Source organism: Brevibacillus sp. SIMBA_040 (assembly GCF_046535075.1).
Taxonomy (GTDB): Bacteria; Bacillota; Bacilli; order Brevibacillales; family Brevibacillaceae; genus Brevibacillus.
This window is the reverse complement of record NZ_JAWRXI010000011.1, coordinates 105,136-131,369: the sequence shown is the minus strand read 5'-3', so window position 1 is coordinate 131,369 and position 26,234 is coordinate 105,136. Positions and strand designations below refer to the sequence as shown.

Here is a 26,234-nt window from a genome sequence, read left to right as displayed (position 1 = left end):
CGTGATCTATCAAGTGCTTCTTAATCTTTTAGGCATGGCAGTCATTATCTTGATTTTGCTATACATGCAAAGGAAGTTCGTTTCCTTTTCCAAGCGGGTGTTTACTGGACTTGGTTTAGGGATTGTTTTTGGCCTCTTGTTGCAATTTATGTATGGGTCAGGGTCTGAGGTAGTCAAATTGTCTGTTGATTGGTTTAATATCGTGGGGAATGGCTATATCAAGCTATTGCAAATGGTCGTCATGCCACTCGTATTCATATCCATCCTGTCCGCATTCACGAAAGCAACTCTTTCGCACAACATCGGGAAAATCGGTGGCATGATCATTGGGTTATTGGTTGGCACTACGGCGATCGCAGCAGCCATTGGCATCGGCGCGTCGATTGCGTCCGACTTGCAGTCCCTACAGCTTGAGCAAGGAGCAAAAGAGTCTGCCCAGATTGAGAAAATCGGCAATACACTGGGAAATCTCGAAAATATGTCTGCTCCACAAAAGCTGGTGGAGCTGTTGCCTGGCAATCCCTTTCTCGATTTAACGGGGGCACGTCCGACCTCGACTATTGCTGTGGTTATCTTTTCTGCCTTTTTAGGCATGGCATATATCGGGGTTAAAAGGAAAAAGCCGGACCAAGCAGAACTATTTGCGAAAATAACCGACTCCCTATATACCATTATTATGAGAGTAGTGACCCTGATCCTAAGGCTTACTCCATATGGGGTACTTGCGCTCATGACAAAAATAGCGGCATCAAGTGACCTGATCGCCATTTGGCGGCTTGGCAAATTTGTACTGGCCTCGTATGTCGCACTGCTCATCATGTTTGGTGTTCATCTGCTGCTTATCACGCTATCAGGTTTAAATCCGGTTACCTACGTAAAAAAAGTCATTCCTGTTCTGACCTTTGCTTTTACATCGCGTTCCAGTGCAGGTACCTTGCCGCTTAATGTCCAAACCCAGAATAAAGAATTGGGAGTTCCAGAAGGAATCGCTAATTTTGCAGGCTCATTCGGAATTTCTATCGGACAAAATGGATGTGCTGGAATCTATCCGGCGATGCTTGCAGTCATGGTCGCACCTGCAGCAGGGATCGATCCCACGAGCTTGTCCTTCATTTTGACGCTTATTGCTGTCGTAGCCATCAGTTCTTTTGGGGTTGCAGGCGTGGGTGGGGGCGCAACCTTCGCGGCACTGATTGTGCTGTCCACGATGAACCTGCCTGTTGCTCTGGTCGGGCTGTTAATATCCATTGAGCCACTGATTGATATGGCACGCACAGCCGTGAACGTAAGTGGAAGCATGACAGCAGGATTAATTACGAGCAAGGTTACCAAGCAGTTGGATACCAGTGTATACAGGAATACTGTCCCTACCCAAGAGGCGGTAACACCGTTGCAAAACCTGTAAAGCAAGGAGCGTTAGCGTTCAAACGTTAACGCTCTTTTTTGCGTAGCTTTCGATTGCCAAGTAAGAAGAAAATATTTTATCTGTAATATATTTTATATAAACAGAAAATATAGATTTTCCAACTATTATTCTAATTAATATAATTGTTATTATCAAAAAAACATACTACAATAAACGAGTGCTTCAGGAGTAAATCGGATCGCCGGAAGGAAAGAATAGTCTTACGAACGATTAGGAATACTTACTAAGAAGTGCAAAAAGATGGTAGTTGAACGTTTTTTGGTAAACAAAATAGGGTTTTGCTTCAATGTGTTAAAGTGATGAAGCTCGCTTTGACAGCTTTCCTAAAATACCGCTAGAGGCAGCAGAGAGGAAGAGAGGGCAACAGTGGCAAACAAAGAATTGAAGAGAGGCCTGGAAGCACGTCATATTCAAATGATTGCTTTGGGCGGAACCATTGGTGTTGGGTTGTTTATGGGCTCTGCAAGTACGATTAAATGGACTGGTCCGTCCGTCATGCTCGCTTATGCAATTGTAGGAATTTTTATATTTTTTATCATGCGAGCAATGGGAGAAATGCTGTACGTCGAACCGAGTACCGGATCATTTGCGACCTTTGGTCATAAGTACATTCATCCTTTGGCCGGGTACATGACGGCTTGGAGCAACTGGTTTCAGTGGGTTGTCGTCGGGATGTCGGAAATTATTGCTGTTGGGACGTATATGAAATACTGGTTTCCGGATTTGCCTGCTTGGATCCCAGGGATCATTGCTATGGTGATTCTCGGCGCAGCGAACTTGTTCTCTGTGAAATCCTTTGGTGAGTTTGAGTTTTGGTTTGCGATGATTAAAATCGTCACCATCGTATTAATGATTATTGCTGGCTTGGGCCTGATTTTCTTTGGTTTAGGTAACGGAGGAAATGCAATCGGATTATCTAATCTTTGGGCGAATGGTGGTTTCTTTACGGGTGGCTGGACTGGATTTTTCTTTGCGCTATCATTAGTCATCGGAGCCTATCAAGGTGTTGAGCTTATCGGGATTACAGCTGGTGAAGCAAAGGATCCAAAGAAAACGCTTACGAGTGCAATTCAAAGCATCATTTGGCGTATTTTGATTTTCTACATTGGCGCGATTTTCATCATTGTTACGGTTTATCCATGGGATCAATTGCAATCGATCGGCAGTCCGTTCGTTGCCACTTTTGCGAAAATTGGTATTACAGCAGCGGCGGGGATCATTAATTTTGTCATCATTACGGCAGCGATGTCCGGCTGTAATAGCGGGATTTACAGTGCGGGTCGCATGCTCTACACATTGGGAGTAAATGGACAGGCACCGAAAGTATTTACGAAGCTGTCCCATAATGGTGTGCCTCTGCTTGGAACGATTGGTGTTCTGATAGGCTTGGGCGTTGGGGTTATTTTAAGCTACATCGCTCCAGAAAATCTGTTTGTGTACGTGTACAGTGCCAGTGTGCTTCCTGGTATGGTTCCGTGGTTTGTCATTTTGATTAGCCAAATCAATTTTAGAAAAGCGAAAGGGGCTGAATTGGACAAGCATCCATTCAAGATGCCTTTTGCGCCAGTGACCAACTACGTAACGATTGCCTTTTTGCTGATGGTATTAGTCGGTATGTGGATCAATGATGAGACGCGCATATCACTGATTGCAGGGATTGTTTTTCTTGGGATCGTAGTGGTCAGCTTTTACGTTTTTGGTGTGAGTAAAGCGGTTCCACCAGATCTTGCTCAAACAGATGAAGAAAGCAAGTAAGGTTGGAGCGTCAGAAACAGGAACCAAAGCACTTGTGAAAAGTCTATGAACGTAAAGATATAATCATTGTGTGACCAATCTGCTGCTGGGGTTGCTGGTTTGTGGGAACCACGGGTATACTCATTAATGATCAGAGAAAAAAGGAGTATACGCATGAAACAACGAAACTACACGCCAGCAATCGTCATTCTAAGCATAGCGATCAACACGATCATTGCTATCATGTACTTTATGCCGAAGAATAACGATTTCGGTCATATCGACTTGACGTTCTTGCCGTTTTTGAACGCTGTAATGAACAGCTTTACTTTTGTGTTTCTGGTTGCCGCGCTTGTCTCGATCATCAAGTATAAAAATATTCAGCTTCACCGCAGATACATTTTTGCAGCTTTTAGCACGACGGCTGTCTTCTTGATATCCTATCTGGTCTATCATGGGATGGCACCGAGTACCTCCTACGGTGGAGAGGGCATTTTGCGCCCAATCTATTACTTCATTTTGCTTTCGCATATTCTGTTGTCCGCGATTATCGTTCCATTTGCCCTGATTACGACAGCTCGCGGATTAAACATGCAGGTAGACAGACACAAAAAGATTGCCCGCTGGACAATGCCGATGTGGCTGTATGTCAGTGCGACCGGCGTGATTGTGTACATCATGATATCGCCCTATTATTGATAGGCTTGCAGGAACAAAAAAGGAAACCGCCGTCCCCAATCATGTAGCAAAAGATGGAGACGGTGGTTTTTTATCGTTTAGGTCTCATGGGTACCCAGCACTTGTCGTGCCATGGTCATATACTCCTCCAGCCCTGATTTCAAGGCAAAGAGGGCAAGATTGATAGGGAACGCAGCCGTCAGTTCGATGATATGCTCATGCATACGCGGCCAGATACGGCCTCCGGCTTGTTCGTATCGTTTTATAAAATCAATCAAGGCAGCTTCTCCAAACAACAGGCAGTAGGCTGTAAAATCGATCGCAGGATCAGCTACCTCTGCTTCCGTCCAATCCAGTAGCCCCGTTACCTTTCCCTTTTCATCAACCAGAATATGACCCGGATGAAGATCGCCATGTACGAGAGCGGTATGACTTGGCCAGAACGAATCATCGGCAAGCCACTTTTGCCAACGTTCCCACAGCTCTTGGGATACGCCGAAGACGCGTTTGATTTCATTCATTTTTTCGGAGAGGTCTTCTCGTATCTCTGCTGGCTGCTTGACCCGTACACCGGATGCTAGGGCCGCATCATGAGGAATAGCGTGCAGCTCTGCCAATGCGTCAGCCCAAGATTGCAAAGTGAGATCAGGCAGTGCTTCGGGATTGAGGTACCAGTCATAGCTATTTGTTTCTGGATTGACGGTAGCCATGGGAGTGCCGCTTAATCTTGGATAAGCGATGAACTCAGATGTGTGTACCTGCCAGTGAGGCACTTCTATATGCAGATGCTTGGCGACAAGGTCTAACACCTTTTTCTCATAGCGAGCAGACGCTACTACATCATCTCGGCGAGGGGAGCGTAATACCCAGAAGTCGCCAGCCATCGTACTCGCAAAAACAGCGAGGAAATCCAAACCGGATTCATTGGCCTTCACTGTGCCCGTGTCCACTTCGATACCACTCTTTTTCGCAATCGCAATTATACGCTCCACTTTTTCAGAAAGGATTGTAGACATAACAAATACACCTCATTCATGAATAGTTAATGATCAGACAAACACAAATAAACCCATACCATTTGCATTTTTCAAAATGGTTGAGCTCAAATGGGGTATTGTCGATCTTAACGAAGTCTCATGGATGCGGTGCCCATCGTGATACCTCCTCATTTTCAGAAACAAGGTCAGTATACCATGTTTTCCGGCGGCTTTCAGTAGGGAATGTGCGGTATCGGGTGACGAAAGGCGTGGCTCATCGCCAAATATGATATGATTTTACGTAGGAACGAATGGTGATGAGGAGACTTGCGATAATGAAGATGATTTCATGGAATGTAAATGGACTCCGTGCTTGTGTGAATAAGGGCTTTTACGATTATTTTCGGGAAGTAAACGCAGATATTTTTTGTATGCAAGAAACCAAGCTGCAAGAAGGTCAGATTGAGGTAGAGATCGGCGAGGAGTACCATCAATATTGGAATTATGCAGAGAAAAAGGGTTATTCGGGAACGGCTATTTTTACCAGGATGAAACCACTAACCGTACGTTACGGGCTGGAAGAAGACCATGAGCCAGAGGGACGAGTCATTACGCTGGAGTTTGAAGATTTTTATTTCGTAACAGTGTACACACCAAATGCAAAGCGTGATCTATCGCGACTCGATTATCGTCTCGAATGGGAAGAGCGGTTTCGCAAGTATCTGATGGAGCTGGATGCTCAAAAGCCTGTGATCGTGTGTGGCGATATGAACGTCGCGCATCAAGAGATTGATCTCAAAAATGCCAAGTCTAACCGCAACAACTCCGGCTTTACTCCAGAAGAGCGTGAAAAAATGACGCGGTTGTTGGCAGCAGGGTTTGTGGATACGTATCGGCACTTTTACCCAGATCAGACGGATGCATATACATGGTGGTCTTTTATGCCTAAAGTGAGAGAGCGGAATATCGGGTGGCGAATTGATTATTTTCTCGTTTCAGAAAGACTTGTTCCATCGCTGGTGAGTGCGGGAATTGACGCGCATGTGATGGGGAGTGATCATTGTCCGGTGGTGTTGGAGGTTGGTGAGCTTCGGAAGTAATTCCGGGGCTTTTTTTTAACGAATAAGAATTTATAAGCATGGAGCTTATAAATTCGGCGCATGGAAACCTTCCGCTAAAACGCGTTCGCTCCTCCTTAGGAAGCCTCGATAGAGGTTTTCTTATGGTGTTGCTCTAAACTATTGAAAAACGACAATGATGTCGTTTATAATATTTAAAACGACATTCATGTATATTTTAATCGAGAGGAGGATCGAAACCCCGTGTCCCCAAAAGTAAGCGACGAATACAAAAATCAAAAGAAAACATTACTGCTGCAAGCTGCAAAGCGTGTCTTTCTAGCAAAAGGGTATACAAAAGCGACGATGCAAGACGTCATGGATGAGGCGGGCATCTCAAGAGGCGCGTTGTACGCCTATTTCGATAACGTGGAGCATCTGTACATGGAGCTGCTTCAGTTTGAGGATCAGCAGGATGTACTGTTTTTCAGCCCAAACGATGACGAAACGAGCTGGCAGCAAATAACGAATTGGGTCCACAAGCAGCAAAAAGAAATTGAGCAAATTGAACAGACGCTGACGCAAGCGAACTCTGAATACTTTTTGTCGATCCGTGATTCAAAAAAGCAAGAGGGCGATACATATAGTACGACTCGTTACGACCGGATCGTGGATGCTCTGACGGTTCTTTTCCAGAGTGGAGCAAAAAAAGGAGAGCTTCAACCGAGACTTCCCGCGGAGATGATTTCCCGTTATCTGGTCTCGTTTATTGATGGTTTGATGCTGGATACCGCACATTTGGGTGCTGAAAAAACGAGGGTAGCTGAGCAGATAGAGGCACTTTTGTTTTCACTGCGAGAAATGCTAAGACCCGTACCAGAGAAATAAGCAAAAGAATGGCAAAGGAGGAGCTAAGATGCTTTTTCAATCGGCGAGAGTCGCTCTTAGAAAAATGACAGAGGAGGATGTAGACGTCTATCACGCATGGCGAAATGATGTGGAGGTCATGCAGACGACCAGTCCGTTCATCGATAACTATACATGGAAGAGTACGCAGGAGTTTGTCAGTCAGGTGATTTTAGGTTCTGGCACCTCGAAGAGTTACATCATCGTAGACAAGCAAACACAGACACCTATCGGGATCACCTCACTCATCCAGATTGATTCGAAAAACCGCAATGCCGAGTGCATTATTGATATCGGGGCAAAGGACTACTGGGGAAAGGGATATGGAAGCGAGGCATTAAAGCTATTGCTCGATTATGCTTTCCTGGAAATGAATTTGCACCGTGTCTCACTTCGTGTTTTTTCCTTTAATGAAAAAGCAATAAAGCTGTATGAAAGAATCGGATTTCAGCATGAGGGTATCTCACGACAGTTTTTGTTTCGGGCGGGAAAATGGCATGATCTCGTGCATATGGGCATTCTTCAGGAGGAGTATTCGTCCGGTTTGAGCGAAGTGGGCAGCTAATTTACATCACAATCGCGCTTATGATTACGCAGGGAGTAGGTTGACGGTGCGAGGGCTTGTTACTGGGTAGGAACAAGCCCCAACATGTTGCATAAGGGTACCGCCAACAATCAACTACCTGCATACCGTGACACAAATTAATCTATCTTTTCTTATTTTCCCGGGAGAAGCGGAACCTCCCAGTCTACATTGCGGTGCTCAACCATTCTTTTCGAAGCGGTGATGATCAATTGCTTTGGAAGCGGTTCGATATTTTGTACGAATAACGATCCTTCGAACGTGGCCCGTCCATTTTGATAATCGGTCCGATCAATAAAGTACTGAATATCATCGTATTTCTTGCCATTTTCGTCGGTGACAGACCAGTAGTAGGAAACCATGGCCATAGGAGCGGTGTTTTCACCAAGCTCTCCTTTAAAGGCAAGCTGATATCCTTTCAGCTTAATCGGAGTTCCATCGGGTTTGAAGCTGTAGACACCATCATCAAAGCCTGGGACATCGACTACTCTGTTAGGGTCCTTTACGAATTTTTTGAAGGTAAACAGGTCCCCCTGGTCTTCTTCTGTAATTGCGTCTTTCTCCAATCGGGCAAGGTCTAGCACTGCGCGAAAAGCAGCAGCCTCTTCTGTATAAACAGAACCGAGCTTAAAAGTAATCGGGTTACTCTGGTCAATAGGCTGGAAGTAATGATAGTCTCTGGCTCCATTTTCCATCTGCAATGTATTGCGCCACTTCAAGCGATTGATCACATTGTTTTGTTTGCTGGCTCTTCCCAGCATATTTTTGGAATCCCATGCCCCAAGAATCGCACCTTTATCGTCTAGAAGCTCGTAGCTGTAATCTTTTTTCGCGTTGCCTTCCGTGTTGCTTCGATCAATGATCATTTCCACTCCGCTAGGTGCAAACGTTATTTGCTTGACATCCAGCTTAAGCCCTTGCGGAGTGGTAAAAGATTTGTTGATGTCATAGGTTTTCGTCGCGTTCTTTGCCTTTTTCATATCGACAGGTACGGACAGCTTCCAGCTTCCTTTTGTTTCCCCCATTTTTTTGACATCGAATTCTACAACCAGCTCGTCTGGAATCTTGGTTAGATCATCAAAATAGCTGCGGAGCTCACGATTCAAGAACAGGAAGCCGTCTGAGTTTCTTATACTGTCCCAGTCTTCATTAGGATTATGTGCTGTTTCTTCCTTTCCAGAGTCAATAGGACGAGCAGGCTGGAGAATGTTGCCTTGTTTGTCCTTGATCGTAAAAATCGGATCCTGATCTTTGCTATCAAACATGTTCTGCCAAAAGATATCGAGCGGCTTTCCGTTTTGATCGGTCAGGGAAGCAACCATGCTGATTCGCAGAGGGTCAGCCATTACTTCTTTGACTGTTAAAGTGATTCCCTGATCGGTTGCGCTTGCTTGAACTTTTTTAGCAAATCCATTCTGGGCAGCTTTCTTAATACCGGGGTCTATAGACTTTTGCAGAATATAATTGTTCACGGATATTGCGGAATCAGCCTTCTTATCGATTGGGCTGCTTGTAAAAGCCGCATTTACATAGCTGGCAAAGGTCGGAGAAATGAGCATTCCCGACGAAACTACGACTGTTAAGGCGGCTGCTGCAAATGTCATTCTTTTCATGATAGTGATACTCCTTTTCTTCCATAGGGATGTGGGTATAGTCGTAACACGATTCAAAACTCTCACAGGATGTGAGGAGAGTGCGCCAATAATTTTTCGGTCCAGATCCTCTGAGAGGGAATTTTCCCAAGAGGCTCCAGCTGTTTCTTCCATATGATCAACCCGTTGCTCCAGCTGCTTTTGGCAAAAGGAACAGTGGTCGAGGTGACTTTCTAGCTTCTGTTTGTTCACTGCTGATAAACGATCTTCCATGTAAGCGATCAGTTGATCTTGCGTAAGGCACTTCAAAGCGGATGCCCTCCTTTTTTCTCCGTTTTGACAAGCTGCTCACGTAGTTTTTTTCTGGCGTGAGACAAACGCATTCGTACAGTATCTACAGACAAAGACAGCTTGTTGCTGATCTCCCTGTAGCTCAACTGCTGAAGATAGTGAAGAGCCAGAACAGTTCGATGCTCCTTATCGAGCACCATCATCTGTCGCCTGAGACCATTACGCTGTTCCTTCACCAGATAGGCATCCTCGGGAGCAGGACCATCGTCTTTTAACTCTGCATCCATCTCTGTCACAAAAGGAGCCCGTTTTCGCTTGCGCCACTCATCAATCCCGCGATTAATGGCAATCCGATACAGCCAGGCAGGAAAGGAGTGGTTTGGATTGTAGTCTGGCAGGCTGTAGTATGCTTTAATAAACACTTCCTGCACGATGTCCTCCACGTCATGAGAATGCTGGAAGCTTTTTTGAAGAATCGAAGCGATTTTGCCTTTGTATTTGTTGACGATCAGAGCATAAGCCTCTTTATTTCCTTGAAGAACCTTCGCAATGATCTCCCGATCGTCTTGCATGCTGTTACCTCCTTGCAAAAAGGGTGCTGCGCAGCCGTTCCTTTTTGTTCGTTCCCTACTATAGACGATGGGGGAAAGCTACCCCTCTCAAACTTTTTACAAAAATGATAAAAAAAGATGCTCTTCTGTTTGTAACAGAAGGGCATCCTCTGTAAAATGGCATATTGGCAGTAAGCATCAGGTAAGGCTCTAACAGGGTTTACCGTATAATCCTGTATACCTCTCCATTCAATTGTCCCGTCACCTTGTACACATCCCCAACAGAAATCGTGAGATCATTTGGCGCTTTAATCAAGATTTCCTGCTCGAGACCTTCCACATAAAGCGGGAAACGATTCTCGCCTGTCGAATGCTCAAACAAACGATTCACACGTCCGATAACCGTATGTTCAGAGCGATTCCCCATGAGCGTAAGGGACTGCGCCGCCCCTTCCGGCTCAAAGCTTCCGTCCAGCTGTTCCACCACCAATGGGCTGTACGATTTATGCTCCATGGATAGGGAAACAACGAGCTGATCATCCACTTTTGTATATTCCGTATGGCCACCCTCCCGCACAAAATCACCCGGACAAAAGAATTCAAACTGAAAGGAAAAATCGTTTTGCTTTTTTCGAACGTGCAGATCTCTGACATTTCCCCCGAGCTTTACACGGGTAATGACGCATTCAAATTTATCATGCTGTTCTAAAAAAGCGAGACGTTCTGTGATTTTTCGATTCAGCCATTTGAGGTAGTACTCGCGAAAGGAATCGCTGACCAGATGAGCTCCCTGCCCATGGCATGTATCGATATAATAGAGCTTTCCTTTCAGCTCGCCTGCGACAACGAGAACGATATAGTAGCCGCAGCCATCATCATGGACGGTCAAGATGCCTTGTGATGCCTCGATCCGAATTTTGTCCAGTTCTTCGTCGGAAATGTCGTCATCTATCTCGTCAAACTCTTCCCCGTAATAACGATTGCAGCTCTCTACGGAAAAAGGAAGGCTCATATATTCAAAGCCGGCAGAATTCCGTATACTAGTTTCCAAGCAATCCCTGGCGTGCGAGAGGGAGAGAGGGAATTGCCTGTCACGTACAGCGCCATCACCAATATGTAACAGGAATTCTTTATAATCGGCAGGCAGAGAAATGTTTGCCATCGCTTCAAACTGTTCAACCTGCACACGGGTTAGCTTGTTATTCAGAACGTATGGGCCTCCATCCTCAAACAAACGATTGTACTGATCCAGCATTTGTTCTACCTGCACAATAAACGCACTTTTGGGAGCAGCGTCTGTCCCTTGTTTGAATAATCCTTCGATTGCTTTTACGATTTTTTTCATAGAATACACCTCTATCAAATTCGTTAGGAGTGAACGAACTCATGAAAATAAAATTGCAGCAGCCATTCGCCGTCATTTCAGACATACACAGCAATATTTATGCGCTGGAAGCGGTACTGCGGGATATTGATTCGCGCGGAATTCAAACAATCGTCAATTTAGGGGATACACTGTTTGGTCCGATTGATCCGATTGCAACGGCAGAAAAACTAATGGGACGATCCGAAATGATTCATATTATGGGCAATTGTGACAGATATTTACTGCAAGAGCAAATGAACTCGATCACCTTTCAGTATGTGAAGCCATTGCTCACGCAAGAGATACTGGACTGGACTCTATCCTTTCACAAACAGTGGGCACAGGATGATGTTCTTTTTTGCCATGGAACGCCCTTTGCCGATGACGTCTACATGCTAGAAGAAGTGGCTCCGTTCGGCAGTGCAGACAAAAGCGTGGGGACATTGATGATCGAGCTGTCCTCGATTGAGCAAAATATCATCTTCTGCGGGCATACCCATGTGCCAAAATCAGTTTGGCTGCCGGATGGCAAGCTGATCGTGAATCCAGGGAGTGTCGGTCTTCCTGCTTATTTTGAGGAAACACCTCATCCTCATACGATGGAATCAAAGAGCCCTCATGCCAAATACGTGATTGCAGCGCCGGTCAGTGATAGCTGGAGGGTGGAGCATGTGAACCTCCCCTATGATTTCGAGCAGGCAGCCAGAAGAGCAGAGGAAAACAATAGAAGTGACTACGCTTATGCCATTCGTTATGGAAGAGCAGAGCTGTGAGGTAAATCGACTGGCACTCTTGTAAAAGGATTCATGAGGGCAGTGTCGAAACCTTCCTTATTATGACATCGACATGGAATACATCAGCATTTAGATCTATTTTGAAGCACATAGGAATGGTCATCCTGTTTCTTGCGTTTCTCCTGGCGATTAGATGGATGTGGTATTCGGTTCATGCGACACCGGAGCATCCATTTGTGTCACAAGGGGTTATTGACTTGCGAGGATGGGATACCGAACGTTTCCCGGACCGCTTAGCCGTCGAGTGGGACGTTGATCCCGAAAATCAATTTGCGTATTCCACCGCTGACGATTCAGCCGCTCGTCGAAAATGCAGTCAAGCACGGTCTGCTCAGCTGGGGGAAGGGACGACCGTATCGTTCGTGATACCGGATCGGGAATAGTCCCCCGGTTAACTCGCTTGAGAAGAGAGGAATCCAGACAAATGACGATCTCATTATCTCCCGTCACACGAGACAACTGGCTAGAAGCTCTTGAACTAAAAGTAAACCAGGAGCAAGCCGGATTTGTGCCAACCGTGGCCATTTCCCTGGCAAAAGTGCACATCAAGCCCGATGGCGACAGCGTAGAATACCTGCCCTTTGCCATCTACCACGAAGAAGCGATGGTCGGCTTCATGATGCATGCCTTTGTAGAAGTAACAACCGATATGTACTGGATAAACGGATTCTTGATCGATACCAGGTACCAAGGGAAAGGCTATGGGAAGGCGGCATTGCAACAGATGATCGCCTACATCACCAACCGTTTCTCTAGGTGCCAGGAAATACGTCTAACGGTTTATCCAGACAACCATTCTGCTTACAAGCTGTACCGAAATCTCGGCTTTGAAGAGACAGGGGAATGGCATGGGGAGGAAGTAGTACTCCGACTTCCATGCAAAACAGCTTGATTTTTGCTGGACGATCCCCTATTGTTAAGGGGATTAAGTATTACTTTCATTTTGGGAAAGGAGGCTAAAGTGATGATGTACACTGTTTTCGCGGATGCGCCGAAATTGGTAAAAGCACCCATTATGCTCGGAGATTTGCTTGCAACGGGACCAGTCTGCCCTTTTTTAGGCAAGCAAACTTCATATCGAAAACAGGTGCCGGTACTTTTAGCCTACTTTTAGTAAAAGATGCAACTATGACACTACCATGATTGCCTTGTAGTGAAAACGAATGGAAACACAACAGACGCCGGTATTATTAGGCGTCTTTTTTGCGTTCTCAACGACCAAGAGCAAGCTTCTCTCAGCCCCATGCAACAATCCTGAACGAGGTGTGGAGTCAAATTCCTCAGGTAGAAGAGTCGAAAATTCGGAGAGTGCTCGGAAATTTTCTGTTCTCCAAAGAAGACGTATTCAAAAAGATCGCTTCGCTCAGTGGAGACGAGAAAGCACGTTATCGTAGAGCTTCATTCGGACTGCGCCATGGTCTATGAAGGCAATTACGAAGACTACATGGAGGCCAGAAAACGAGAGCAGCTACAAAAATTTGGATGAAAAAGGAGAGAAATGATGATGTCTAATACAAAACAAGTAGCGATCATTACGGGAGCAGCAAGCGGAATTGGGAGAGCGACAAGCATGAAGATGGCTGCAAACGGGTATCAGGTTGTCCTGGTCGATTTCAATCAGGCTTTAGGAGAAGAGACACTGGCGCTCGTGCAAAACAATGGCGGTGAGGGAATCTTTGTAAAAGCCGACGTTTCCAAAGAAGAGGAAGTAGAAAATTACGTGAAAATGGCAGTCGAAGCGTATGGACGCATTGATGTTCTGTTTAACAATGCCGGAGTCATCCAAATGTTCGCTCCGTTCACGAGTGTCAATATCGACGAGTACGAGCGGATTATGTCAGTGAATGTGAAAAGTGTTTTTCTCGGAATGAAATACGCTCTGCCGATCATGGAAAAGCAAGGAAAAGGGGCAATCATCAATACAGCATCATCTGCTGGAATCCGGCCTGAGCACAGCATCGCTGTATATTCTGCAAGCAAGCATGCCGTCATTGGTTTGACAAAAGGGGCAGCGATTGAATACGCGAAAAAGGGAATTCGGATCAATGCGGTATGCCCAGGTGGTATCGAGACCGCCATCTTTAAAACAGTAGCGGATGCGTTCGCAAGCGGTGGCTATGTTCCAGAAGAAATTTCGCCAATGCGGATGGGCCGTCACGGTCAACCGGATGAAATCGCTGAAGTTGTCCTGTTTTTGGCTTCTGATAAAGCGAGCTTTATGGCTGGGGCAGTGGTCAGTGTAGATGGAAGCTTGACCGTCTAACATCACAAAGAGGCTGATTCAATCATATTGATTGGTCAGCCTCTTTTGTAATCAGCCAAAGATAAGCACACTTCGATGCAGGAGAAGGGAAGGAAATGAACAAGCCTGCATGGAATACACTACTGACTTTTTAATCCAGCTATCTGTAATCAGTACAGAAAGGAGCAGCTGTATGAATTTTAGCTTACAGGAAGTCATCGAGATACTTGAGCGTACCCCTCAGTCATTGGAGCTTTTTTTATCCGGCCTTTCAGCAGGGTGGGTGCAATGCAACGAGGGCGTAGGAACATGGAATGCCACAGAAGTGATTGAGCACCTGATTGAGAGCGAGAGAACCAACTGGATACCGAGACTGGAGATGATTTTGCAGGATGGAGAAAGCAAACCATTTCCTCCATTTGACCGCTTCTCGCATCTGAATGAAAAAACAGATAAAACCCTCGAACAAAAGCTGCTCGAATTTAAAATGGTTCGAACAGAAAATATCGCCAAGCTGAAGAAGCTGATTGATCCTTGTCAGCACCTCGAATTGACCGGGACCCACCCTGCCTTTGGCTCCGTGAAAGTAAGAGAATTGATCTCCACGTGGGCTGTACATGACTTGACGCATATCGCGCAAATCGTACGTGTCATGGCTAAGCGCTATCAAACAGATGTGGGACCGTGGGAAGAATATTTAGGAATACTGAAAAAGTAATCAGAGCATGCGTTGACGTGCTCGGATCTCTTCTCTGGCGCGGTCATTCATTCGGGCGGGACTCCATTTTGGCTCCCAAACGAGCGAGACGTTTACATCCTTGACCCCGGAAATGGCCGCTGCTGCTTCTTTTACATTGCTAACAATTTCATCTGCCAATGGACACTGAGGAATCGTCAGCGTCATCTCAATGTTTGCATGCCCCTGTTCATCCACTTTCACTTCATACACAAGCCCCAGATCCACAATATTCACGCCTACCTCCGGATCGAGAACTTCCTCCAAAGCGGACCAGATCGCATCTGTTGTATTCAAGCACGAACACCTCTTTCCCAATAATCACTATCGGTTACGATAACCCATTTTGCGGGCGTTTATGTAGAATCAGGTGCCTATGCTCGTATCGTTTTTTGTGTTTTAATCGAAGAAAGCTGTTAGCAATGTTGAGGAGGAGACGTTGCGAAAAACCAACGTCATACAAAAAGATGCGAGTAGATCGATTACTCTCCCTGCTGCTGATCCTGTCCAAAAGAGAGATGGTTACGGGCAAAGAGCTGGCGGAGCATTTTGAAGTATCCTTGCGAACCATTTATAGAGATATCGAAAAAATCGGGGAAGCAGGTATTCCGATAGCCTCGATAGGTGGCAAAGGCGGGGGATACTACCTGATGGAAAATTATCAAGTAGACAATCTTTTTTTAAATAGGACGGAAGCCCATACGTTCATGGCGGTATTGAATAATCTCGACTTGCTTTTCGGAAAAAACGAGAAGTTCAATGATATCGTATTAAAGCTCGAGAATACGTATAAGAAAGAGAAAAGGGACAGTGATAAGTGGAGCATCCAGATGTCCCATTTCAGCATGGAAAAAGAATTGAAGGAATACTTGTTTCTGATGAATCAGGCCATTGAAGAGAGCAAGCTGCTCGTCTTTGATTATATAAACAGGGATATGGAGTATTCCGAAAGAGAAGTGGAGCCGGTGCAAATCGCTTTTGTTTCCGGTCAGTGGTATTTGGTGGGCTTTTGCCGAAAAAGAAATGACTACCGAAGATTCAAGCTCGTTCGAATCAGGAATCTAAGGGTGGGCACAAGCTTCCACGACAGAAAGACGTCTTGGGAAGAAATCGAAAAGATTATCGAGGAAAGCTACAGTAAGCGAGGCATCGAGGTCACATTAAGGTTCTCCAATCGAATCGGTGCGCAGCTCACGGAGTATTTTTCCAAAGAAGCCATCAGAAAAACAGAAGACAACCACTATATCGTGGTGGCCCAGTTTCCATATGAGGAAGGCTTGCTCAAATATATTTTAAGCTTTGGCAAGGAGTGCGAAGTGATTGAGCCTCTTTTTTTGCGAGAGGAACTAAGAAAATATGTGAAAGAACTCATGGATTCCTACAATGGCTGACATACTGATGTCAGTCATTTTGCTTTATAGTGGGGGTATATGTATGAGGTACCCAAAAAGTGATGCTTTCGAAAGGGCAAGAAAAGAGGGCAGGATGGGCTTTGAAGAGGTCTTTTACACCTGTGATGGCTGCAAATTGTTTACGAAATACTCGCGTAAAGGAACTCCAAGTGTTCTCTTGCTTGCGGGAATGGGAGTTCACTGCGAGACGTGGAATGAGGTGCAGAATCGGGTCGCGGATATAACCACTACCTTTTCTTACGATAGGGCAGGTGTGGGAAGAAGTGATGCCGTCTCTAGTCCTCGGACATGTCATGATCTCGTGCAGGAGCTTGCCGAGCTGCTGCGGATGATTCCTGTTGAACCGCGAGAAAATCGATAAGCTCCAAAGCTATAAGCAAATCGCAGAGCATTCACAGCTAGCAAATATTCCACTATCGATCCTTATAAGAGGGCTACCAGATCACGAGCTGGATGGCTGGCCTCAGCAAGAAATACTCCAAATTGAGCAAGACCTGCAAGCCAAAATGCAACGGCTCTCAACTGCAAGCAGTTTTAAAATTGCCCGGCACAGCAGGCATTATATTCACCATGATGAGCCGGAAATTGTGATAGAGGAGATCGAAATGATGATAAAGGGGATAGCAAAATGAACGATATTCGAACAAAATTCATGCAGGACCTGGAACGAATTGAAGCGGAGAATTACCAGCTTCGTGCAGGAGAGCAGCTACAAGATTTTGTCGCACTCATGCTGGAATACATCGGTGATCCACAGCCAGAGCTTAGGGATAATCTGATCTATCCGACATTTCACCATTGGATCACAATAGAAAACAAGTTTACAGATGAAGAGCTGCTCAGTCTTTTAGCGACTTTAATCGATGAGCAGCATTTGTTCTATAATATTGGCAGTGACGGTGAGCCATCTGTATTTACTCGGACGTTTTCCGTTTTACCTGTCGCATTGATTTTGGGGAGACATTGTGAGCGGCCTTTTTTGGAGCAGGCTGATTTCCTGCATGTGAAAGAGTCCCTGCTTCGTTACTACAAGGAAGAAAAAGACTTGCGAGGCTATTTGACCGAAGGCGGGTGGGCGCATAGTGCCGCTCACGGAGCAGATGCATTGGATGAGCTGGTGCAGTGTCCGGAGAGTGACGAAGCACTGCAGCTAGAGGTTCTTTCTGCGATTAGTGGCATGCTGCATAACGGGAAGCATATTTTTAGTGACGAAGAGGATGAGAGGATCGCAACCATCGTATCTACCATGATGACAAACAATCTGCTCCCAAAAGCGGAAATAGCTAATTGGATAAGTGGTCTTGCCGGGTGCAACGACTGGCCGAGAAGCCGCAGTAAAGTAATCGCAGTAGTGAACACCAAAAGCTTTTTACGCAGCCTCTATTTTAGACAGAGAGAGGATTTCCACGAGAACGAGAGCGGTCTTGCCGAAGTGATACTTGCAGCCGAACGAAAAGTAAACCGCTTTGTGAGAGACCAGTCTTGATCGTAGTCTCATAAAAGAATGGTGAGAGGAAACCGGAAAAAATGGAAAGCTCAAACCTCCAGATGGAGGAGGCTTGGGGCATTTTCTCCGGTTCTTTGCTTCTTCTACCTCAATCCGCCCTCATACATTTCCCGCGCGTATCCCCCGAATAATGATCGAAGATATTTCAATGTATCTCTGAAAATCCTCTGTCGTAAACTCATCCAGCTGGTTTAAAAACCTCGCGTATTCTACTTTATCCAGTTCCTTGTGAAACTCATAGACGGTCCTTCCTTTTTCAGTCAGCTCAATAATGACTTCACGGTTATCGTCAGGGTTCTTGTATTTCACGACCAGCTCCTTCTTGATGAGCTTGTCTACCATTTGCGAGATGGCACCCTTTGTCTTGTTGGTAAGTTTGGAAAGTTCTGACGTGTTGGTTTGCACCAGATTGCCGATTAGATTAATCGTATGTGCCTCCACCATATATAGCTCGTCCTCCGTACCGTATTTTCTCGGTACGCTCTCATACGAGCTCGTTTTCCGCGACAGCTCATAAATCGTTTCCATCAACTCAAAAAAAACTTCTTCTCTTGTCATTTTTTCTCCTTTTAGCCATTTTCCTCGCGTATATGTGGCACCAATATCATTCCGAATAGTAGCTACAAATAGTATACCATAACCTGTCAGTGCCATTCTTTGGCTCATTTTTAGGATCAGAAACAAGTTTTTAAAAAATTCAAAAATCATTTGACTACCAATAGTTTAGGTGCTAAACTGATTTCAAATTCTTACTTTGTAAGCGTTAACAAAACGGTTTTCCAACTACAACCGTCAGAAAGGAAGAGACTTTTCGTGAAGTACAACTTCGACGAGGTAGTAAATCGGAGAAACACGTATTCGTTAAAATGGGATGGCGAGTCACTCATAAAGGAGCTGGGCTTCACCAATAGGTACGATGAAGAGACGATTCCCCTTTTTACGGCAGATATGGATTTACCGGTACCGCAGCCATTGATAGACGCCTTGCACAAAACGGTCGATCATCGCATCTACGGCTATTCAGTCATACCGGATGAGTACTATGCAGCTATTTGCCATTGGTTCAAAAAAAGACATGGCTGGGAGATCAAAAAGGAAGAAATCGTTTACAGCCCGGGCACCGTCCATGCCTTGCATGTCGCGGTAAAAGCTTTTACAGAGCCAGGTGATGGAATCATCATTCAGCGGCCCGTATATCCACCTTTTACTTCTGCAATTGAAGGGAACGGCAGACGAGTCGTCAACAATCCACTTATCTGTGATGAAGAAGGGCATTATTCTATCGACTTCGAGGATTTCGAGGCGAAAGCAAAAGAAGGCAGCACCAAAATGTTTATTCTCTGTCATCCACACAATCCTACCGGACGAATTTTCACGAGAGAAGAGCTGCAAACGCTAGCCGACATTTGTACAAGAAACGACGTGTTGATGATTGCTGATGAAATTCATGGCGACTTGATCAGGCGGGACCAGCTCTTTATTCCCATTGCCAAAGCCGCTCCAAATCACTCAGAGCAAATCATCACCTGCACGGCAATCAACAAAACCTTTAATACCGCAGGGCTGCACTGTACGAATGTTATCATACCCAATACCGAGCTCAGAAGCCGATTCAAGCAGGAGCAGGGTATGAGCTTGCCATCACCATTTACCATCGCAGCTTTGATCGCCGTGTATAATGAGGGGGAGGAGTGGCTGGAGCAGGTAAAAGCATATATCGACGAAACGATGGACTATGTCCAAGCATTTTTGGCTGAGAACATGCCACAAGTAAAAGTGAGAATTCCAGAAGGAACGTATGTGATGTGGATGGACTTTAGCGGATATGGGTTATCACCCGGAGAGGTTCATGAGCGGATTTACCACAAAGCAAACGTCATACTGGAAGACGGAAGCATGTTTGGGCAAGAAGGGCTGCCATTTCAGCGGATTTGTGTTCCCTCTCCAAGACCGCTCATTAAAGAAGCGCTAGAAAGAATAGCGAGAGAGTTTCAAATCCCGTAACAAAGGAGTGTAGCGAATGACCACAACAGGATCTGCGCTAAATGCATTTGGGGCTGCGAAGGAAGTAGAGGAATACGTCATAGAGATCCGGCGAGATCTTCATTTGCACCCTGAAATCGGTATGCAGGAAGTGCGCACCATGAAAGTCGTTACAGATGAATTGGAGAAGCTGGGAATCACGTATGAAATCGTTCCAAACGGAGGCATCATCGGGACGATCTGCGGTGAGCAGGAGGGCAAATCGTTAATCCTGCGAGCGGACCTCGATGCGCTGCCCATGCAAGAAGCAGAAACGAACCTGAAAGGAAAGAAAACGGTAGTCTCCCTAAATGATGACGCAGCTCATACATGCGGTCATGACGGTCACACAGCCATGCTGCTCGGGGCAGCAAAAATATTGTCCGAAAACAAAGACAAAATAAAAGGAAAAGTCATCCTCGTTTTTGAGCAAGGCGAAGAGATTGGAAAAGGAATCTTTGCCTTGGTCAATAGACTGGTTGAAATCGGCGCGGACGGCGTCTGGGGCATCCATCTCAAATCAGATGTTCCAGCCGGAAAGATATCGGTAGATGCAGGGCCGAGGATGTCGAGCGCTTTTGGATTTAAGGCGCAAATCACAGGAAAAAGCGGACATGGCTCCAGACCGGATTTGGCTGTTTCGCCGCTGGATTGCTTTACCGACTTTTACACCCATCTAAAAGCGATGCGGTTAACGTCTCTCGACCCGTTCAAGACGACTACATACTCCATTGGCAGTATTAGCTCAGGGTCAGCTTGGAACGTGATCCCCGATACCCTACAGTTCAGTGGAACCGTTCGTTATTTGCATTATGACCAAGGTGTGCTTGCTGAGCAGGAGCTGAGACGCCTATTAGAAAAAACGTGTGAGCTGCACCGCTGCTCCTACCAATTCCTGCATGATCCAAAGGCAGTTGATTTACTTGTCTACAACCCGGCAGATTGTGCGGCGATCGCCCAACATGCTGTTACCAAAGCAATCGGGTCGCATGCTCTGTATACGTATCCAGCCTGGATGGCGTCAGAATCGTTTGCCTTTTACCAAAAATATTTCCCGGGCGTGTTTGCCTTCGTAGGGATTGAAAACGAGGAGAAGGGGACAGGAGCCGAGCATCATAACGCCCATTTTGATATCGATGAAGATGTGCTGAAGCTGGGTGTAGCTGCAACTGTTCAATATACCCTTGATTTTCTTGGTAGCGAGCTGGAGGTAGCATTTACACCAGAGCAAAGGAGTGTGAAGGATTTATTTCAAGCAATGGGCTATTAAGCCCTATGCAACAATAATAGACAGAATGTTCTGTGTATAATCATGATCCGAAAAGAAAGAGGAGAGATTATATGACACGCAAACGAATCTGCTACATCCACGGTTATAATCAATCCTGTAGAAAAAGTATCGTAATCAAGATAGGAGGAAACATCGTATGGCAAATGATAGTTTGTACCAAAAGTCGTTTATTCGCAGATTACCGGAGCTGGGGAAGCTAGCTCCTGATACCTTCAAAGCCTTTCTGGCATTTGATAAGCTGGCTCTCGCAGAGGGAGTTATCCCAAAGAAAACGAAAGAGCTGATCGCGGTCGCCGTTGCTCATGTCACTGGTTGTCCTTATTGCATCGAGGCCCACGTGTCGAATGCAAAAAGATTGGAAGCCACAAAGGAAGAAGTTATGGAAGCGGTCATGGTAGCTACTGCTCTAAAAGCTGGGTCTGCTCTGGCGCATGGGCTGAATGGACTCAATGCGTATGACAAAACGGATGATGAGGAGCTGTATAAACGCTCGAATCTGGCTCGATTCAAGGAATTTCAGGAAGTGAGTCCAGACACCTTCCAAGCCTTCAACGCATTTGACCGGGAGGCGTTGAAAGCAGGCTTCATCAACAGAAAAGACAAGGAGCTGATTGCGGTAGCTGTCGCTCACGTCACAGGCTGCGCCTATTGTATTGAGGTGTGCACACCAAGAAGGCGAAGCAACTGGGCACGAGCCTGGAGGAGCTGGCAGAAGCGATTTTTGTAGCGACTGCGTTAAAGGCAGGCTCTGCTCTGGCCCATAGTGTAAATGCACTGAATGCGTATGATTCATAGGAAAAGACACACGAGATCATTTTTAGAGCTGCATGCAAGAAAAAGAGGGCTGCGTAAAAGTAGCCCTCTTTCTCCTGTTTCTATTCGTTATGCTCTTGCTCCTTCAGTACCTGACGCATCCTTATGTGGTTCTACTTTTGCCTCGTTATTCTTCCCCGCTTTTCCACTTCCCGAACGAAGCGGAATTTCTTTGAGGAACAAAGCAAGCACAACAGCAAAGCCTGCGACGATGGCACCTGTCAAAAACGTAGTCGTGATGGCATAGCTCATCGCTTCACGAATCAGATCAAGCATATGCGTAAACAAGGCTTGTGATTCTGGTGGCAAGCTATTCAGTACCGCCTCGATTTTTGGCTGATCCAGCAGGTTTTGCGGATTGGCGAACAGAGCCAGCTTTTCAGCCAGGGCTGGATCGGTTTGTGCTGACGAAGCACCTTGCCCCATGGCACCCGACAGATTGGACATTTTCGAAGCGATTCCTGCGCTCATGACACTGCCCATGACCGCAATCCCGATTGTTCCCCCGAGATTACGGAAAAGCTGGGAGGTTGCCGTAGCCACACCTAATTGCTGAGGGGCAACCGCATTTTGCACGGTCAAGGAGAAGACCGGCATCGCGATACCCATTCCGAGACCGAGAATAATCATGTACAGCACGAGCAAGTAAATGGGTGTAGTTGGAACCATGAAATACATCAGAACCATTCCGAGTGTCATCACCAAAAGACCACTGATCGCCATTTTTTTATACTTACCCGTTTTGGTAATGATTTGCCCGGACAGAGCTGATGTGACCAGCATCGCAATCGACATCGGCATCGTAACATAGCCAGCCATCGTAGGAGAAATTCCTTTTACCCCCTGAACAAAGAACGGGACGTAGATGATCGCGCCCATCATTCCTGCATTGAGGAAGAAACCGATCAGATTGGATACGGTAAAGATACTGTTTTTAAACAAGCCAAGCGGAAGCATTGGCGTTTTTACTTTGGTCTCTACCCAGATAAAGATGAACAGGGAAATAGCGGTGATGGCAAGCAGACTGAGAATTTGCCAAGAGCCCCATGCGTATTTGTTTGCACCTTCTCCTGCCCACGAGAAAGCGAGCAGCATCGGTACAATCGTTGTTGTCAAAAAGATAGAACCCCAGTAGTCGACGCTTTCTCCTTTTCGTTTTTCAACCTGTGGGAAATTGAACAAAATCAACAGGAACGCCACTACGCCGATCGGCAAGAAGATCCAGAACACCCAGTGCCAATCCAGATGATCGACGATGTATCCACCAAGGAGAGGTCCTGCCACACTGGATACGCCAAAGACGGCACTCATGACACCAGTCCATTTGGCGCGTTCGCGAGGCTCATACAAATCGCCCATGGCGGTAAAGGCTGTGGACATGATGATACCAGCACCGGCACCTTGGATGGCGCGAAATGTAATCAACTGAAAAATATCGCCCGAGAAGCCTGATAGCAAGGCGCCAATACTAAACAGTCCGATACCTGCAAGGATAAAAGGCTTTCTTCCATATATATCGGAGAGCTTACCGACGAGCACCGAGGCGACGGTGGAGGTCAGCAAGTAAATCGTAATCGCCCATGAATAATAATCCATGCCTCCTAATTTTGCGATAATGCGAGGCATTGCGACCCCGATGATGGTCTGGTTGATCGCGGAGAAGAACATCGCAGTAATAATCGCGATCATGATTGTAATTTTCCGCTTTTCTGTTAGGTTCGTCATGATATGTTCTCCTCTCTTGGTTGTTCGATATTCGCAAGCACCTGCTGATAAATGCGAGTCAAATGCGCGATATCGTCGTCAGACAAGCCGACGAAAATACTTTCCACGGTGCTTTTGAGCACCTCTCGATATTTCTCTAAAATTTCTCTTCCTTGATCCGTGATTTCCACATGCACGACTCTGCGATCAGCCGTATCACGATTTCGGTTTGCGTAGCCACAAGCAATCAATTTATCGGAGAGACTGGTAACTGCTCCTGGTGTAATATCCAATCGCTCCGCTATGGTCGATACCTTTTGTGGTCCGTTTCGATCGAGGATACGCAAGATCAAGGCTTGGGACCCTGAAACGAGTGAGTCCAAGTGTTTGTGCCACTGCGTTGAAACTTTTCTCTGTACTTGAATGTACAACTCTTCAAGCTCGGTAAGGCCTTGTTTATTGGGCATCGTGTCGTACCCTCCTTTTCTTTTGTGGGTGAATAATATATGTAGTGAATAATTCACCACGTGAAACAATATTGAGTATACAGCTAATTAGTTTTACAGTCAAACTATTTTATAGTTGTATGATTGGTAATCAAGACATTTCGTGGAATTTTCAGAGTTGCAATGCTACAATCTAATCTGTTGTATATTTTTTCATCTTAGAGCATAGATAGGTGGGGATTTTGTTGGTAGGGAAGAAGTTAACCAGTCTTTTGCTTGTCGCTGCATTGATGAGTCCGTTGTCTGCATTTGCACAAGGGACCACGCCAGCTGCAGGACAAGCATCTGGCAAAGCAGTAACACAGTCAGCAGATGTCGTATTGTCCAATGGTGCCGTGTACACCGTGGATAGAAATCGAAACTGGGCTCAAGCTGTAGCAATTCGTGGCGGAGAGATTGTCTACGTCGGCTGTGATGAAGGTGCTAAGAAGTACATTGGTGCAAATACCAAGGTTACTGATTTAAAAGGAGAAATGGTGCTGCCAGGCTTTATCGATAGCCACACGCACGCAAGCAAAACGACAGGCTTGATCTTCTCGATCGATTTGTTTGATGCCAAATCGATGGATGAGTACGTAGAGGTCATTCAGGCATTTGTTAAGGAGCATTCAGCGGAGAAAAATTTCCAAGGTCGCGGCTGGAGCAATCCAGTAGCACCAGGCATCGGTCCGTTGAAGGAAGTGCTGGACAAGATTTCAGCTGACAAGCCTATTGCACTCACATCCGATGACGGCCATTCCTTGTGGGTAAACTCGGCAGCATTGAAGCTGGCGGGCATTACCAAAGATACGAAAAATCCAGAGGGCGGAATCATCGAGCACGATAAGACAGGAGAGCCGTCCGGTACGCTCCGTGAAAAGGCCATGGATCTGGTGCTGTCCAAAATTGGCGGCTATACCGTCGATCAATACAAAGCCGGCATCGAAGAGTATCAGCACAAGGCAGTTGAACGCGGAGTAACAACCGTGCGTGACCCGGATATGTTGCGATACGCAAATGTACTGGAAGCATATGAGGGATTGGCGAAAGAAAACAAGCTGACCATCCGTTTCCGAAACGCGATCACTGCCAATCCAGACAAAGGACCTGAGCAAATCGCAGAGTTCGTGAAAATCAGAGAGCGCAATCAAAATCCTTTATTCCAAGTGAACGCTGTGAAAATCTTTATGGACGGTGTCGTTGAAGGTGCAACTGCTTATTTGGAAAAACCGTATGAGCACAAGAACACCAATGGCGAATTGATCTGGAAGCCGGACGTATATAAAAAGACCGCAGCCGCTGCTGACAAAGCAGGCTTCCAGCTGCATGTACACTCCATCGGAGATGCTTCTACCCGCATCGTTTTGGATGGAATGGAGTACGCAGAGCAGCAAAATGGCAAGCATGATGCTCGTCACTCGCTCGTTCATTTGCAGCTCGTAAACAAGACAGATATCGAACGCTTCAAAAAGCTCGGTGCTGTCGGAATCGTACAGCCATTCTGGTTTATGCAGGAAGAAGGGTACTACGACGAGATCGAAGTACCATACCTCGGCCAAGAACGCGCAGAGACAGAATATCCAATGAAGAGCTTTTTGAATCAGGGAGTACACATCGCGTCTTCTTCTGACTACATCGTGACACCGGAATTCAATCCGTTGCATGGCATTCAACAAGGTATCACCCGGATCGAAGAAGGTCAAACGGATGCAGCTAAAATCGCCAACCCAGAAGAGCGTGCGACTCTGGCTGACATGATAGCCAGCTTTACAATCGATGGTGCTTACGCCAACCATGTAGACGATATTACTGGCTCGATCGAGGTAGGTAAGAAGGCAGATATTATCGTACTGGACAAAAACCTGTTCGACATCCCGGCTACCCAAATCAAGGACGCTGCTGTAGTCCTGACTCTGGTAGAAGGAAAAGAAGTATATCGCCTGAAGGAAGCAAAGTAAATACGATCAAGGTCGCCCGCTTATTGGGGCGGCCTTTTTTCAGCGTAAAAATGGGCAAACTGCCACTAGGAAGCAAAGACGAAAAGGATTCTTCTCTTTTTTGCGGAA

General features: G+C 46.0%; 29 protein-coding genes. 21 read left to right on the top strand and 8 right to left on the bottom strand.

Annotation, left to right across the window (positions count from 1 at the left end):
• Positions 1 to 34 precede the first annotated feature (34 nt).
• The 3 genes from SB752_RS19850 (at position 35) to SB752_RS19840 (ending at position 3,859) form a co-directional block, all read left to right on the top strand.
• The gene (locus SB752_RS19850; RefSeq protein ID WP_410717361.1) at positions 35 to 1,405 is read left to right on the top strand and encodes an L-cystine transporter; all 1,371 of its coding nucleotides are present in this window, start codon (positions 35 to 37) and stop codon (positions 1,403 to 1,405) included.
• Between the two features lie 387 nt (positions 1,406 to 1,792).
• Positions 1,793 to 3,181: an amino acid permease gene (locus SB752_RS19845; RefSeq protein ID WP_410717297.1), complete on the top strand. Its 1,389-nt coding sequence runs from the start codon at positions 1,793 to 1,795 to the stop codon at positions 3,179 to 3,181.
• Between the two features lie 153 nt (positions 3,182 to 3,334).
• A complete protein-coding gene (locus tag SB752_RS19840) occupies positions 3,335 to 3,859 on the top strand; it encodes a DUF420 domain-containing protein (protein ID WP_103107947.1) in 525 nt (174 codons plus the stop codon).
• 77 nt (positions 3,860 to 3,936) lie between these two features.
• Here the strand turns inward: SB752_RS19840 and SB752_RS19835 are convergent, their stop codons facing one another.
• Positions 3,937 to 4,854 (bottom strand): macrolide 2'-phosphotransferase, encoded by a 918-nt coding sequence (locus SB752_RS19835; protein WP_410717296.1) that lies wholly within the window; start codon positions 4,852 to 4,854, stop codon positions 3,937 to 3,939.
• Positions 4,855 to 5,150: 296 nt separating this feature from the next.
• On the opposite strand from SB752_RS19835, the gene SB752_RS19830 reads away from it, so the two are divergent.
• The 3 genes from SB752_RS19830 (at position 5,151) to SB752_RS19820 (ending at position 7,344) form a co-directional block, all read left to right on the top strand.
• Positions 5,151 to 5,915, top strand: a complete 765-nt coding sequence (locus tag SB752_RS19830; protein WP_410717295.1) for an exodeoxyribonuclease III — start codon at positions 5,151 to 5,153, stop codon at positions 5,913 to 5,915.
• A gap of 222 nt (positions 5,916 to 6,137) precedes the next feature.
• Positions 6,138 to 6,761 (top strand): TetR/AcrR family transcriptional regulator, encoded by a 624-nt coding sequence (locus SB752_RS19825; RefSeq protein WP_410717294.1) that lies wholly within the window; start codon positions 6,138 to 6,140, stop codon positions 6,759 to 6,761.
• A gap of 28 nt (positions 6,762 to 6,789) precedes the next feature.
• Complete coding sequence (locus SB752_RS19820; protein WP_410717293.1) at positions 6,790 to 7,344, top strand: GNAT family N-acetyltransferase; 555 nt, start codon at positions 6,790 to 6,792, stop codon at positions 7,342 to 7,344.
• Between the two features lie 152 nt (positions 7,345 to 7,496).
• Here the strand turns inward: SB752_RS19820 and SB752_RS19815 are convergent, their stop codons facing one another.
• From SB752_RS19815 to SB752_RS19805, 3 genes are all read right to left on the bottom strand, one after another.
• Entirely contained in the window at positions 7,497 to 8,975 is a 1,479-nt protein-coding gene (locus SB752_RS19815) for a DUF4179 domain-containing protein (protein ID WP_410717292.1), read from the bottom strand.
• Positions 8,976 to 9,259: 284 nt separating this feature from the next.
• Positions 9,260 to 9,817: an RNA polymerase sigma factor gene (locus SB752_RS19810; RefSeq protein WP_410717291.1), complete on the bottom strand. Its 558-nt coding sequence runs from the start codon at positions 9,815 to 9,817 to the stop codon at positions 9,260 to 9,262.
• Between the two features lie 199 nt (positions 9,818 to 10,016).
• On the bottom strand, positions 10,017 to 11,141 hold the full coding sequence (locus SB752_RS19805; RefSeq protein ID WP_410717290.1) for an SMI1/KNR4 family protein: 1,125 nt from the start codon (positions 11,139 to 11,141) through the stop codon (positions 10,017 to 10,019).
• Positions 11,142 to 11,182: 41 nt separating this feature from the next.
• On the opposite strand from SB752_RS19805, the gene SB752_RS19800 reads away from it, so the two are divergent.
• The 6 genes from SB752_RS19800 to SB752_RS19775 all read left to right on the top strand — a co-directional run bounded on the left by SB752_RS19800 (position 11,183) and on the right by SB752_RS19775 (position 14,916).
• Positions 11,183 to 11,935 (top strand): metallophosphoesterase family protein, encoded by a 753-nt coding sequence (locus SB752_RS19800; protein WP_410717289.1) that lies wholly within the window; start codon positions 11,183 to 11,185, stop codon positions 11,933 to 11,935.
• Positions 11,936 to 12,036: 101 nt separating this feature from the next.
• Positions 12,037 to 12,339, top strand: coding sequence for a hypothetical protein (locus SB752_RS19795; RefSeq protein ID WP_410717288.1), 303 nt, complete (start codon positions 12,037 to 12,039; stop codon positions 12,337 to 12,339).
• 41 nt (positions 12,340 to 12,380) lie between these two features.
• On the top strand, positions 12,381 to 12,848 hold the full coding sequence (locus SB752_RS19790; protein WP_410717287.1) for a GNAT family N-acetyltransferase: 468 nt from the start codon (positions 12,381 to 12,383) through the stop codon (positions 12,846 to 12,848).
• Between the two features lie 72 nt (positions 12,849 to 12,920).
• Positions 12,921 to 13,070: a hypothetical protein gene (locus SB752_RS19785; protein WP_410717286.1), complete on the top strand. Its 150-nt coding sequence runs from the start codon at positions 12,921 to 12,923 to the stop codon at positions 13,068 to 13,070.
• Positions 13,071 to 13,460: 390 nt separating this feature from the next.
• Positions 13,461 to 14,219, top strand: a complete 759-nt coding sequence (locus SB752_RS19780) for an SDR family NAD(P)-dependent oxidoreductase (RefSeq protein ID WP_410717285.1) — start codon at positions 13,461 to 13,463, stop codon at positions 14,217 to 14,219.
• Positions 14,220 to 14,391: 172 nt separating this feature from the next.
• Positions 14,392 to 14,916: a DinB family protein gene (locus SB752_RS19775; protein WP_410717284.1), complete on the top strand. Its 525-nt coding sequence runs from the start codon at positions 14,392 to 14,394 to the stop codon at positions 14,914 to 14,916.
• On the opposite strand, the gene SB752_RS19770 is transcribed toward SB752_RS19775, so the two are convergent.
• Entirely contained in the window at positions 14,917 to 15,231 is a 315-nt protein-coding gene (locus SB752_RS19770; RefSeq protein WP_410717283.1) for a metal-sulfur cluster assembly factor, read from the bottom strand.
• Between the two features lie 170 nt (positions 15,232 to 15,401).
• Here SB752_RS19770 and SB752_RS19765 point away from each other — a divergent pair, with 170 nt between their 5' ends.
• The 4 genes from SB752_RS19765 (at position 15,402) to SB752_RS19750 (ending at position 17,832) form a co-directional block, all read left to right on the top strand.
• Positions 15,402 to 16,325, top strand: a complete 924-nt coding sequence (locus tag SB752_RS19765) for a helix-turn-helix transcriptional regulator (RefSeq protein ID WP_410717282.1) — start codon at positions 15,402 to 15,404, stop codon at positions 16,323 to 16,325.
• A 94-nt stretch (positions 16,326 to 16,419) separates the two neighbouring features.
• Positions 16,420 to 16,707 carry an alpha/beta fold hydrolase gene (locus tag SB752_RS19760; protein ID WP_410717281.1) on the top strand — a complete coding sequence of 96 codons (288 nt, stop codon included), beginning with the start codon at positions 16,420 to 16,422 and terminating at the stop codon, positions 16,705 to 16,707.
• On the top strand, positions 16,685 to 16,978 hold the full coding sequence (locus SB752_RS19755; RefSeq protein WP_410717280.1) for a hypothetical protein: 294 nt from the start codon (positions 16,685 to 16,687) through the stop codon (positions 16,976 to 16,978). Before SB752_RS19760 ends, SB752_RS19755 begins: the two co-directional genes overlap by 23 nt.
• Complete coding sequence (locus tag SB752_RS19750; protein WP_410717279.1) at positions 16,975 to 17,832, top strand: DUF2785 domain-containing protein; 858 nt, start codon at positions 16,975 to 16,977, stop codon at positions 17,830 to 17,832. The genes SB752_RS19755 and SB752_RS19750 overlap by 4 nt, the downstream gene beginning before the upstream one ends.
• 120 nt (positions 17,833 to 17,952) lie before the next feature.
• On the opposite strand, the gene SB752_RS19745 is transcribed toward SB752_RS19750, so the two are convergent.
• Complete coding sequence (locus tag SB752_RS19745; protein WP_410717278.1) at positions 17,953 to 18,411, bottom strand: MarR family winged helix-turn-helix transcriptional regulator; 459 nt, start codon at positions 18,409 to 18,411, stop codon at positions 17,953 to 17,955.
• A 255-nt stretch (positions 18,412 to 18,666) separates the two neighbouring features.
• Between SB752_RS19745 and SB752_RS19740 the strand changes: the two genes are divergently transcribed.
• The 4 genes from SB752_RS19740 (at position 18,667) to SB752_RS19725 (ending at position 21,961) form a co-directional block, all read left to right on the top strand.
• Positions 18,667 to 19,857: a MalY/PatB family protein gene (locus SB752_RS19740; RefSeq protein ID WP_410717277.1), complete on the top strand. Its 1,191-nt coding sequence runs from the start codon at positions 18,667 to 18,669 to the stop codon at positions 19,855 to 19,857.
• A gap of 16 nt (positions 19,858 to 19,873) precedes the next feature.
• Positions 19,874 to 21,145, top strand: a complete 1,272-nt coding sequence (locus SB752_RS19735) for an amidohydrolase (protein ID WP_410717276.1) — start codon at positions 19,874 to 19,876, stop codon at positions 21,143 to 21,145.
• A gap of 157 nt (positions 21,146 to 21,302) precedes the next feature.
• The gene (locus SB752_RS19730; RefSeq protein ID WP_410717275.1) at positions 21,303 to 21,893 is read left to right on the top strand and encodes a carboxymuconolactone decarboxylase family protein; all 591 of its coding nucleotides are present in this window, start codon (positions 21,303 to 21,305) and stop codon (positions 21,891 to 21,893) included.
• Positions 21,851 to 21,961 carry a hypothetical protein gene (locus SB752_RS19725; RefSeq protein ID WP_410717360.1) on the top strand — a complete coding sequence of 37 codons (111 nt, stop codon included), beginning with the start codon at positions 21,851 to 21,853 and terminating at the stop codon, positions 21,959 to 21,961. The genes SB752_RS19730 and SB752_RS19725 overlap by 43 nt, the downstream gene beginning before the upstream one ends.
• A gap of 87 nt (positions 21,962 to 22,048) precedes the next feature.
• On the opposite strand, the gene SB752_RS19720 is transcribed toward SB752_RS19725, so the two are convergent.
• Both SB752_RS19720 and SB752_RS19715 read right to left on the bottom strand, forming a co-directional pair.
• Complete coding sequence (locus SB752_RS19720; protein ID WP_410717274.1) at positions 22,049 to 23,704, bottom strand: MDR family MFS transporter; 1,656 nt, start codon at positions 23,702 to 23,704, stop codon at positions 22,049 to 22,051.
• Positions 23,701 to 24,150 (bottom strand): MarR family winged helix-turn-helix transcriptional regulator, encoded by a 450-nt coding sequence (locus SB752_RS19715; protein WP_410717273.1) that lies wholly within the window; start codon positions 24,148 to 24,150, stop codon positions 23,701 to 23,703. The genes SB752_RS19720 and SB752_RS19715 overlap by 4 nt, the downstream gene beginning before the upstream one ends.
• A gap of 224 nt (positions 24,151 to 24,374) precedes the next feature.
• On the opposite strand from SB752_RS19715, the gene SB752_RS19710 reads away from it, so the two are divergent.
• On the top strand, positions 24,375 to 26,126 hold the full coding sequence (locus tag SB752_RS19710) for an amidohydrolase (RefSeq protein WP_410717272.1): 1,752 nt from the start codon (positions 24,375 to 24,377) through the stop codon (positions 26,124 to 26,126).
• Positions 26,127 to 26,234 lie beyond the last annotated feature (108 nt).